Source organism: Leptospira dzoumogneensis (assembly GCF_004770895.1).
Lineage (GTDB): Bacteria > Spirochaetota > Leptospiria > Leptospirales > Leptospiraceae > Leptospira_B > Leptospira_B dzoumogneensis.
Map to the genome: position 1 here is coordinate 17,897 of NZ_RQHS01000003.1, position 11,622 is coordinate 29,518.

Here is an 11,622-nt window from a genome sequence, read left to right on the forward strand (position 1 = left end):
ATGGACAAAAAAATTGCAATCGTAACCGGCGCGAGTCGAGGCATAGGCGAAGAAGTTTCCAAACAACTTTCCAAATCAGGGATCCACATCCTATGCGCTTCCCGCAAAAAAGAAGATTCTGAAAAAACCGCATCTTCCATCCAAAAATCAGGCGGCTCCGCAGAAACATTTGCACTGGATGTTTCCGATCCGGATTCCATCCAATCTTTCTTGAAAGATGTTCTAGCGAAGTATCCTAAAATCGACATACTAGTGAATAATGCCGGTGTGTATTTGGACAGTGGTTCTATCGAAAACACTACATTAGAAATGTTGCAAGGAACCTTGGATACGAACTTGATCGGACCTTTTCTTCTTTCTCAAAAGATCTTAGGTGTGATGAAGAAGAACGGCTATGGCAGGATCGTAAATGTCAGCTCAGGTATGGGTCAACTTTATGATATGAGTTCAGGCTATTCCGCATATCGTATTTCTAAAACTGCCTTGAATGCTCTTACTCGAATTCTTCATTCGGAATCTTCCGAAAAAGATATCAAAGTGAATTCAGTTTGTCCGGGTTGGGTAAGAACGGATATGGGTGGCAAGTCAGCAACTCGTTCCGTGGAACATGGTGCTGAGACTATCGTTTGGGCTGCACTTTTGGATAAGAGCGGGCCGAGCGGGATTTTTCTGAGAGATAAGAAAGAGATTCCTTGGTAGAAAGGTGCGGGAACAGAGGAGACTTTGTTTGTTGGAATTCCTACGTTGCATTTTCTTCTCCTCGCGGCAGAATGCAGAGTGTTAATCTTAGCTATGCTTTCGGTTTATATTGACGGTTTTGATTTAGGCTTCAGACTCGTTTGGCCTTACGGCCACCGACTCGCTTCGCGGTCCGAGCGAAGCGAGGAGCCGCCCAGTCACTTCCCAAAAAGCCCCTTGACTCCTTCCACAAATTCTCTTCCGACAGGAAGATTGGTCTCATCCTCGTCTTTCAGATAAATTGTATATGCACCGCCCGCTTGGGATTTTGCCGCGGATACAAGATTTCGGTTCACCATATGTTTTCTGTGGATGCGTAAAAAATCCGTCTTTGGTAATTCTTTCTCCAAGTCGCCGAGAAGCTTAGCGGTTTCATAATCTCCATCCTTGGTATGAAGGACGGAACGTTTTCCATTTGCGGTAAGATAATATAGATCCGCATATAAGACTCGATGGATCAAACCTCCATCACGAAAAACGAATACTGGATCCGGCTCACCGTTTGCTCTCGAACTGGAAATTGATTTTAGCTGCAGATGATGAAGAGCTCTTTCCATACATGCGGAAAATCTTTCCTTTGTGTAAGGTTTCAGAAGATAGTCGCAGGCTCCCACTTCGAATGCCTTGAGTGTATGCTCTCTGTATGCGGTAGTGAATACCAGTACCGGAAGATTGTCCCCAATTTCCTCCAAAACCTGTAATCCTGTTTTTTCCGGAAGATTAATGTCCAGAAATACCAGATCGAATTTTTCTTTTTTGAGAAGATCGATTGCCTGGGAGCCTGTTCTTGCGATCCCGCCTACTTCGAACTGGGGCCAGCTTTCTAAAAATTTGCGGAGAAGGTCCCTGGCAGGGACCTCGTCTTCTATCACTAAAACCTTATATAGCACGCTATTCATCTTGATGCGAATTCCAATCTTAATGTGGTGATCCCGGATTTATCTTTTTCTAATTTGAGTTCCGCTTCTCCGAAATTATACTCCAACCTGGATTTTATATTATTTAAGGTGCGAGAGAATTCGGATTTTTTATACTCAGGTAACAAATGATGTTCTTGTTTTTCGTTCCCATTATTTTTGATCTCTATTTTTATTCTTCCGAAACTTTCGGCGGCGCTGATCTCCAATATCCCTGCCTCGGAACGATTTTCTAATCCATGTTTAAAACTATTTTCAACTAACGGCTGTAATGTGAGAGGGGGAATTCTAAGTCTGGAAAAGTCCCCCACTTTTTTGATCTTGATCGTCAAAGAATCCGAAAATCGGATCCTTTGTAGTTCCAGATAATTTACCGTAAAATCCCATTCTTCCGAGAAAGGTATGGTTTTTTCGAAAATCCTATCTGATAGGAATCTATAAGTTTCTGAGAGTAAAATTAAAGCATTATCCGCTTTTTGAGGGTCTGTTACTAACAAAGAATGTATGGTATTCAAAGTATTGAATAGATAATGAGGGTCCATCCGGTTCTGAAAGGTCCTGTATTGGATGTCTTTCAGTTCACTTTCCATCTTCTTCCTTCTTTCTATCAGGATCTGCATGGATTTTTCTAAGAAAGAAATGAATAAGGCTAGTATTAAGCTGCTTAGAAGAATATTATAAGATCCTCCGTGAGGCCTTTCTACACCTTCTCCTGCCAATAATAATACATGGATGATCCCGCCTGACGCGACTCCCAAAACGGATGCGATTGCAGAAGCGACCACCAGAAAGGCACCCGTAAAAAATGCACCTTTGTTCATTCGATTCAGGAATTCTACCGAAAACTCCACAATGGAGCATACACAATGTGTGGTCACCTGGGTAGCCAAGAACACCTTCCAAAAAGGCGCTTTGGAATTATGAGCGACTAACAACGAATTCATTGTGCCGATCACCGTATTGATTGTTAACCAGAACAATATCTTAAAAGTGCGCATAGAAAGAATGGTCGAAAAGTTTTTTCCGGTCCCGACTCCACTGATCCTGTATTCTTTTAACCCGTCGATTCCCTTTTTACAATCTTATTCCAGGGAAAGTATCGTTTATTCCAATCGAATGAGAACTACAGAAATCGGATCGACCCGTTTGTTAAATACAAAGTCTGGTAGACAAGAGAGTCAGTATAAGTTTATCTAAACGAAATTTTTTCTTTACGACTTTTGTCGGCAAGTAATCGAGGGGGACCTCTTTGAAAAAGACATCTATTCGAAAACTGATCACCACTGCATGTTTTATTATGGGATCCGTAAGTTTATCCGCAGAGGAGATCGTTACCACTAAAAAAGACGAACCGGACGGCTTCTACGGTTTGAAGATAGGCGGTATCCTCTCCCCTTCTTATAACCAGAGAATGAGGGACGGCGGCTCCGGTCTTACTAATACATATCCGAATGAAGAGCCAGGCTTCTCCACTCCTTGGACACTTTTGACTATTAATAAAGAAATTAAGGAAACCGGTATCAGCCTGGAATTATGGGGAGAATTATTACGTTCTGCTCAAGTAAGCGCGGACACAAGAATGGATGGAGGAGTTAAATCCAATCCTTATATTTTAGGGATCAGAAGGGCACTTATACGCAAGACCTGGGAAACAGGACTCGGAGAGTATTCACTAACGTTCGGAATGCAAGAACTCCCACATACATACACCCAATGGAAAAATTATTGGAGATGGAGATATGTAGATAAAGGACCTCTTGAAAGTCTGGGCTTCGCTCCTGCTCCCGCCGATATCGGGTTAGGTGGGACCGGAAAATGGGATACTTTATCCGTCCAAGCAGTTCTCTCCAATGGAGAAGGTTACAGACAGACCCAAAACACCGACTCCACAGGTTTCGATCTTTCTTCCAGAGTTTCTTATGAACCTAAAATAGGAGAAGAGAATCGTATCGGACTTCATTTCTTTTATAGATCGGCTAACTTAACAGGCGCCGCTTCTTCCGATTGTAAGGAAGGAACAGCATGTCTTGCCTCGGATAATAACCCCGCAACCAGCCTCAGAAAAGATGTTCGTTCCTTAGAAAGTGACTCTTATGCTGTAGAAGCTAATTTTGATCGTAAAAAAATTCTGAACTTCGGACTTGGATACGTGTTCAGAAAACAAAAAGGCGGAGAAGTCCGGGATGTTTCCAAACCTTTCGGTGCGGTGACTCCTGGTTTGGATTCCACAGGAACTGCTGCTTACGCCTGGTTGTCTTTAGGATGGGGAGATTTTAGGATCGTGGGAAGATTAGAAGGAGGAAGCGGAAAAGACGGAGTGCTATCCGCAAACCGAACTCAAATCAATCAGATCATGCCGGGAAGTCCCGAGTCGGATTATTGGAATATACAAACCAATACGATAGGACCTCTGGTAAATTCTTCCGGTTATTCCGTTCGTTCTTCTTTCAGGAGAGGTTCCATATTCGCAGAATGGAATATTACGGATTCTTTACGTGTTTCCATTGGGTACACGGAATCCAGGAACAGAGATAAGGATGGGGGAAGAGAACAATCCTATGTGGACGGGTCCGGAAACGAAAGGACCAAAGCGGAATATGTACAACAATTCCAAGGCGGTGTAAATAACGGGATAGTATCCTATGGCCGCTTGACCAAAGAGTTAACTCTTTGGACCACCATCGAATTTTAAGGAGATATTTATGAAACTAAGAGTTTGGATGATCTTAAGCCTAGTTCTTTCCATCGGTTCCTTGGTTTTAGTAAGCCAAGAGAATAAGGAAAAGGACGCAAGAGTTTCCTTCCTGATCGGAAAAGTACAGCTACAAAAAGGCGGAAAGGGAAGTTGGAACATTTTAAAACAAGGGGATCTGGTTTCAGAAGGAGATATTGTTTCCACAGGGAACGCCTCTAAAACAACACTACTCTATAAGGGTTCCGAGTTTAAAATCCTTCCGAATACAAAACTGAAAATTTCCAGTCTGTACAATGAATCCAAAGACGGTAAACTGGAAGTACAAAGCGGATTTGCCTGGTTCCAACTTGTGAATCTAAAAGGCAAAAAATTCGAGGTAAGCACCCCCACTACCACTGCCGGCGTAAGAGGAACTGCCTTCTCCGCATTCCATGACCATAAATCCAAAGATTCTTCCTTCTGTACTTGTGAAGGTAAAGTTCTGATGAATGGAACAGGTGATCCGAAAGACGGAACCATGCAGGAAAAAGGAAATGGCGGCTATTACCCAGGAAGCGGAGAAGAGCCCAAAAGAAGTTCTTATGAAGGGATTATCGTAAAATTCAAATCTCTTCCTCCTTTCAAGGACCTGATGAAAAAGAATATTTCCCTAAAAAACTGTTTATCCTGCCATACACCTCAAGGTTGGACTCCCGAGGATTCCGTTCCGAGTGATGAGACTTACGGCGGGGGAAAAATGTAAATCTTTTATAAAGATTTTGGAATGTATGAGAGGCTCAAGGATCTGAGCCTCTTTTTTTTATCCTAAGGGCAGGTGATCGCGTTTCCAGGATTAGAAGCAAATGCTCCCTGGAACTGAAGTCCTCCGAATAAATAAGGATACGCTTCCGAATTCGGAATCGGAATAGTAACCAATCTCAGCTTATCCGTAGTAGATTGCAGATTACATTTATTCCCGGAGCTGACATTCGTGATCGCATCCAAGGTTAAGGAACTAGGCAGAGGCACCTGTCTTAACACGTTATTCACCAAAGGAACGATCAATGAACGGATCAAAGGATCTACCACTTGGAAGATCCCCTTAGGGTCCAGACCGAAAGGATTAAATGTAGGCCCTTCCAGAATATCCATCGTATAGGACATGCTTGCTTCGTCTTTTCGGATCACAAGACTCAGTGCGTTCAAATTATTATATTGAGGTTTTCCTGCAGGATCCGGATTCACGAAAGGAATAAAATTGAAGGACCCATCCCCTTTTATACTTACACGAACTGTATTCAGAAGATAACGACAACTGTTTGCAGCGCTATCTGCGGCCGCAGCGCTGCAAGGCACAACACTTCCATTGCCTACATCGGTTCCTGGAAGTCTTCTACCATATATTCTTAATTCCAAATCCGTAAAGTTCACTACCAAAGTGGGAAGAGAATTTGTTCCTCCGAATTTGAACTCACCATTCGGTGCATGAATAGCATAAACGTCAATGTCCACATCATCCTGTGAACTTACACTCGGAACAAATTTAGTCGGATCTCCCGGTTTTAAACCCACTAAAGGCCTGCCCGGAGATAGGATATTCAGTAAGGTTCCTACCTTAACCAACTCTTGGGTCAATTCAAAGAGTGGATCGGAACCCGCATACTGCTTGATCTGATTAATAAATTGTTTATTGATCCTTAAATTTAAGGCACCATTCTGCCAGAGACTATAAGCAGCTTGGGTCACAGTATCCGCATTCAATGTAAGAAGTAATCCAGGATTCGCATTACTTCTGGAGAATGGATATGTCTTTGCCATAGCGGTTCCGGTCGGTATAGGACGAGTGCTCACAAAACCGGCAGCTAATTGATGTCCATGATAATTCGGATCCGTATTTGCAAGAGGAGTTTTGGCAACCAAAGATACGCTAGCAGAAGTTAGTATTCCTTTATTCGTGCCGTCGGATTTTACTACCGCATCGTTTTGAGCCATCAATCTTAAAGACAATGGAAAATTATTCAAAGGTGCGGGTAAATAATCCGGTAGAGTCACATCCAAACCTGGATTATTCAAAGAAACTAATACAGCGTTCATTGCCTCCACGGATACCCTCTCCACAATATCTCTAAGCATTGACTGAGTGATATAAGGAGTTGCCTGTGGAACTGCGTTATTCGCCACACTCTCCGTAATTGGAGAAAGCCAAGAACCCAATGTATCCGTAGCAGCAAGTAGATTTACACCCGCTACATTTAGGTTATTGGTCCATTCTGAAACATAAAAGTTCCCGTTGATCCCATCCGTAGGTGTATAAGGAGTTTTGATCGCGACCGCGATTTTTCCGCTCGAATCAAAACTTGCGTTCGCCTTTGCTCTCGCTAAACGAGAAGTATAAGGTGAGTTCGGATTCAAAGTAGCCGTAGTAGAAAATCCGTATGTATCATCATTTCCTAATAAACAAGCAAGACCTGTACAATCATGAGAATATCCGATCGTAGTGATATCTATCACGGATCTTTTACCGTTCAGATCTACTCCCATTACTCCGTCCGCCTGGACGTAAATTGAGTCCGTAATATTCGTTGTATTATCCGGAGCCAAAGGAGGGACTACTACGTTATTGATATATACGTCCAGCCACATAGGAAGATTTCCTAAAAAGCTTGCAGTAATATTGAATGCGCCGGTATTTCCAGCGATCCCACAATATCCGTTCCCGAATTGACCCGCCATATCCCCATAGGTTTTTACATAGTTCACTGAGATCGGAAAATCATTCGCGGTAATAGACCAGAAATCTATACATCTTCTATCGGAAAAGTTTCCGTTACCATCGGGGTCCCTAAGAGGAGTAACATCCGTGGTTTTAGGAGATCCGGAAAAATCGTTAAATGTTTTATTCGTGATCTTAAAATCCGCATGAGCAAATCTTTGTAGAATATTAGAAAATAATTTTAAAGTCTGAGCTTCGTCAAAAACCGCAGCAGAAGCATTAGAGATCAAAGCGTATGGACTAGAATTTACTTTTCCATAATTGAATCCGAAGGATCTGCGGAATGTTTTTCCGTCGGCAGTGGAGATCTGGAATTCGTATGCGTTTCCACCTTGGTAAGGTTTTAATCCCGCCTTTGCTCCGGAAAAAGCGTTCAAATTCAAAGAAGAAGCTAAAGGTACAGTCATATCGCAGGGAGAAGCCGCGCAAATCACATGTTCCGCAGTGGAACCCATATGTTTTAATTTGATACTTTGGATCTGGTTCGGATTATTAGGATTGGTAAAACTTGCGTTCAGATTCATTGAAATCGTACCGGGAGTCGCATCCAAGTAAGTCAGGTCCTTTTGGGAATTCGCAGGACCCACTCCAGTACCATTTAAAGACATCGTAATATAATAATCCGGTTCGGTAGTAAAGCTGACAGTATAAGGTTGAAGACTTCCCCCTTCCAATCCTTTGGAAGCAGAGGTTAAGGTAAGCTTGTAAGTGGTATTTGCTTTTAATTCACGATACGGATCGAATACCAATCTTCCTCCGGACTTCCAATAGAATGTCCCTCCCTTTTCCGTAGCAGGTCCGGGAAGAAGCGTGCCGTTATCTTCCGTAAAAACAAAGTCCGCTTTTACAGTGCTTGAAAGCATCGGTTCAGAGAAGACGATCTCTAAACTTTTATAACGATCTACCTGAGTGAGACTGGCTAAATTCAGAAGGACCTGAGGTCCGGTGGTCCCGAAATCAACCGGTAAAGTGGCAGGAGTATCGGTTTCAGTATAATTAATATTATTAGAAGTTCCCGGAATAGAACCTCCATCATCGATAGGGATCCCTATGGAACTAAGAAAGGAATCGAGCATTCCTCCCCCCTTTTCGGAATCTTTACATCCCAAAAATAAAAGGGGTACTGCCAGACAGGTTATAACAACCGTCCGTTTAATAAAAATTCTATCTCTTTCACCCAATCCGGTAACCATCTTTTTTCTCCAGTCTTCAATCGCATGATTTCTTTCGAATTCGGCCGGAATCGGCACCCGTCAGTGCCTATCCAACCTCGGACAGGACCTTCTTCTTTCGAAAAACCGCCCAGTCCTTAAGAGTTTATTTTCAATTTTGGAGAAAACTCTTGGTTCAGGATTTATTCTATTTTTATAATATTACCTTTCTATACTTTTGCCTCTTTACATCCTACTTATATGCTATTAAGGACATTGCACAACCGTTCCCGGATTGGTAGCAGCAGCTCCTTGGAACTGAAGACCTCCGAATAGATACGGATAAGGCTCCGTATTCGGGATCGGGATAGTGATCAATTTCAATTTATCCGTAGTAGACTGAAGATTACATACTGCACCTGAAGAATAATTCGTGATCGCAGATACGTTCAGTGACTTAGGCAAAGGCACCTGACGTAATACGTTATTCACCAAAGGAATGATCAATGAACGGATCAGAGGATCCACTACTTGGAATATTCCTTTAGGGTCTAATCCGAATGGATTCACAGAGTTTCCTTCCAGAATATCCAGAGTATAAGCCATACTGTTCTCGTCTTTTTTGATCACAAGGCTCATCGCGTTCAAATTATTATACTGAGGTTTTCCACTAGGATCCGGATTCACAAATGGAATAAAATTGAAGGATCCGTCCCCTTTGATACTTACACGCACCGTATTCAGAAGATAACGACAACTGTTTGCAGCACTATCCGCTGCCGCAGAAGAGCATGTAATCGAGTTCAAGTTAGGGTATCCGATCGGAGTCCCATTCGGTCTTCTTCCGTAAATTCTCAATTCCAAATCCGTAAAGTTCACAACTAATGCCGGAATAGAATTCGCTCCTCCAAACTTGAACTCTCCGTTAGGTGCGTGGATCGCATACACGTCGATATCCACATCATCCGAAGCTTTTACGCTTTGGATCAGTTTGGAAGAATCACTCGGATTCAAACCGACTAAAGTATTTCTACCCGGAGCCAAGATATTCAACAAGGTCCCTACTTTTACTAACTCTTGAGTTAACTGGAATAAAGGATCCGTGCCTGCATACGCCGTGATTGAATCTATAAAAGGTTTATTGATCCTTAAATTTAAAGCACCGTTTTGCCAGAGACTATAAGCGGCCTGGGTCACAGTATCCGCGGTCAGAGTCAAAAGAAGTCCAGGGTTTGTGGAACTTTTAGAGAATGGGAAAGTTTTAGTAAGTGCATCTGCATTAGGAACAGGACGAGTACTCACGAAACCTGCAGCTAATTGGTGCCCGTGATAATTCGGATCAGAAGTCCCGAGCGGATTTTTAGCAACCAAAGCAACGGAAGCAGAACCAACTAACCCTTTGTTCGCTCCGGAAACAGTAGGAACCACATCCGTTTGGAATTTTAATTTTAAGGAAAGAGGGAAACTTTGAAGAGGAGCAGGAAGATAATCCGGCAATATCACGTCCAGACCTGGATTCGCTAAGGATGTCACGACCGCATTTAACGCATTAGGCGCAACCTTTTGCACAACGTCCTTTAACATGGACTGAGTGATCGCAGGTTTTAAAGCAGGGACCATATCGTTCGCGATGGACGCAGTTACCGAGGATAGAAGGTCCGCTGCCCAGGAAGTAGAATCTACATAGTCTACAGAATCCAAAGTTCCGGCATTATTCTTAACTCTCAAATGGTCGGACCATTCTTTCGTATAAAAATTGTCGGAGGCAGTGTTCGCAGGAAGAGCGGCTATAGTCAGAGGAGTTTTAATCGCGATATTAAATTCCCCATTCGAATCCACTACAGTGTTCGTATTTCCGACCGCAGCACGAGGGTTTGCGGTTTCATTCAAATTCACTTCTGCAATTGTAGTAAAATAGAACTTACTTCCGGAACCCACAAGCCCAAGACCGATAGAACTTCTGTTTCTTGCGATAATGGCAAGATTGATGATCGCCTTACGTCCGTTAATGCTAACCTTCAGGTTATTATTTGCAGGAACACTTAAACTTGCGGTGATAGTAGGATCAGCTCCGGTCATCGCAGGAATATTAACTCCTGTGATATAAACGTCCATATCGAAATCGGAACAACCTAAGAAACATCCGTTGCCTACGAATGCTCCAGGATTCGCTCCAGACCCACCGCAGTATCCATCTCCATTATCAGGATCAGTGGAATCCCCGAAACTACGGATAAAATTGATCTCAGAATGATAATCTATACAATAACTTGTTCTTTTAGCAGTACTCTTAGGAATATTAGAAAAATCTGAAAAGGACTTACCAACGATCTTATAATCGTTCTTTGTAAATCTCTCTAAAATCTGGCCGAATAATTTTAAAGCCTGAGTTTCATCTACGATCGCCGCCGCTCCATTTGTGATCAAAGCATACGGAGTAGTATTTACTTTTCCGTAATTGAATCCGAAGGATCTACGGAATACTTTACCGTTAGAGGTAGTGATCTCAAAGATATAAGCATTCCCGCCTTGGAAAGGTTTCAGTCCTGCCTTTGCTCCGGAGAAAGTGTTCAAATTTAAAGAAGAAGCAAGAGGAGCAGTCATATCACAAGGAGGTGCCGCACAGATCACATGCTCTGCAGTAGAACTTAAATGTTTCAGTTTGATCGTTTGAATAGGATTCGCGCCGCTGATCGGAGAAGTGAAACTTGCATTCAGATTCATAGCGATCGTTCCAGGAGCAGCGTCCGTATAAGTTAAGTCCTTAGAAGAATTCGCAGGACCAACCGCCGTTCCATTTAAGGTAGCACCGATCAGATAATCGGGCTCAGTAGTAAATTCTATTGTATAAGGTTGTAGGTTTCCGCCTTCTAAACCTTGAGAAGCACTAGTCAAAGTGAGTTTATAAGTAGTATTAGGCTTTAACTCTTTGTAAGGATCAAAGATCAATCTTCCACCGGATTTCCAATAAAAGGATCCTCCCTTTTCAGCAGCAGGCCCTGGCAATAAGGTTCCGACTTTTTCCTTCAGCACGAAATCAGAAGTCACTGTGGATTGAGTCATTGGCTCAGAGAAAACGATCTCTAAACTTTTATAACGATCCACTTGGTCGGTAGAAGATAGGTTTAATAATGCTTGAGGTCCTGTAGTTCCGAAATCCACAGGAAGAGTCGCCGGCTCGTCGGTATCCTTATAAGGAGTTAAAGACGCACTAGTGGGAAGGCTTCCTCCGGAATCGGTAGCGATACCGAGACTTGTAAAAATCGAGTCGGAAAGACTCGCTTGTTTTTCTCCACCGCATCCAATGGATACTAAGATTAAAGCGAAACCGGTAAGTAAAAATCCCTTGAGTGTTTGCGTCTTCATTTG

Annotated in this window: 7 protein-coding genes; 3 read left to right on the plus strand and 4 right to left on the minus strand. The window is 42.8% G+C overall.

All coding sequences use genetic code 11. From position 1 onward, the window contains the following. Positions 1–699 (plus strand): SDR family oxidoreductase, encoded by a 699-nt coding sequence (locus EHR06_RS01000; protein ID WP_135755318.1) that lies wholly within the window; start codon positions 1–3, stop codon positions 697–699. Between the two features lie 197 nt (positions 700–896). Here the strand turns inward: EHR06_RS01000 and EHR06_RS01005 are convergent, their stop codons facing one another. Then, complete coding sequence (locus EHR06_RS01005; protein WP_135755319.1) at positions 897–1,637, minus strand: LytR/AlgR family response regulator transcription factor; 741 nt, start codon at positions 1,635–1,637, stop codon at positions 897–899. Beyond that, positions 1,634–2,599, minus strand: a complete 966-nt coding sequence (locus EHR06_RS01010) for a sensor histidine kinase (protein ID WP_135755320.1) — start codon at positions 2,597–2,599, stop codon at positions 1,634–1,636. The genes EHR06_RS01005 and EHR06_RS01010 overlap by 4 nt, the downstream gene beginning before the upstream one ends. A gap of 305 nt (positions 2,600–2,904) precedes the next feature. On the opposite strand from EHR06_RS01010, the gene EHR06_RS01020 reads away from it, so the two are divergent. Both EHR06_RS01020 and EHR06_RS01025 read left to right on the plus strand, forming a co-directional pair. Then, positions 2,905–4,347 (plus strand): hypothetical protein, encoded by a 1,443-nt coding sequence (locus tag EHR06_RS01020; protein WP_135755322.1) that lies wholly within the window; start codon positions 2,905–2,907, stop codon positions 4,345–4,347. Positions 4,348–4,357: 10 nt separating this feature from the next. Next, positions 4,358–5,092 (plus strand): FecR family protein, encoded by a 735-nt coding sequence (locus EHR06_RS01025; RefSeq protein WP_135755323.1) that lies wholly within the window; start codon positions 4,358–4,360, stop codon positions 5,090–5,092. A 62-nt stretch (positions 5,093–5,154) separates the two neighbouring features. On the opposite strand, the gene EHR06_RS01030 is transcribed toward EHR06_RS01025, so the two are convergent. Then, complete coding sequence (locus EHR06_RS01030) at positions 5,155–8,178, minus strand: Ig-like domain-containing domain (protein ID WP_244288457.1); 3,024 nt, start codon at positions 8,176–8,178, stop codon at positions 5,155–5,157. A gap of 342 nt (positions 8,179–8,520) precedes the next feature. After that, complete coding sequence (locus tag EHR06_RS01035) at positions 8,521–11,619, minus strand: Ig-like domain-containing domain (protein WP_135755324.1); 3,099 nt, start codon at positions 11,617–11,619, stop codon at positions 8,521–8,523. Positions 11,620–11,622: the final 3 nt, after the last annotated feature.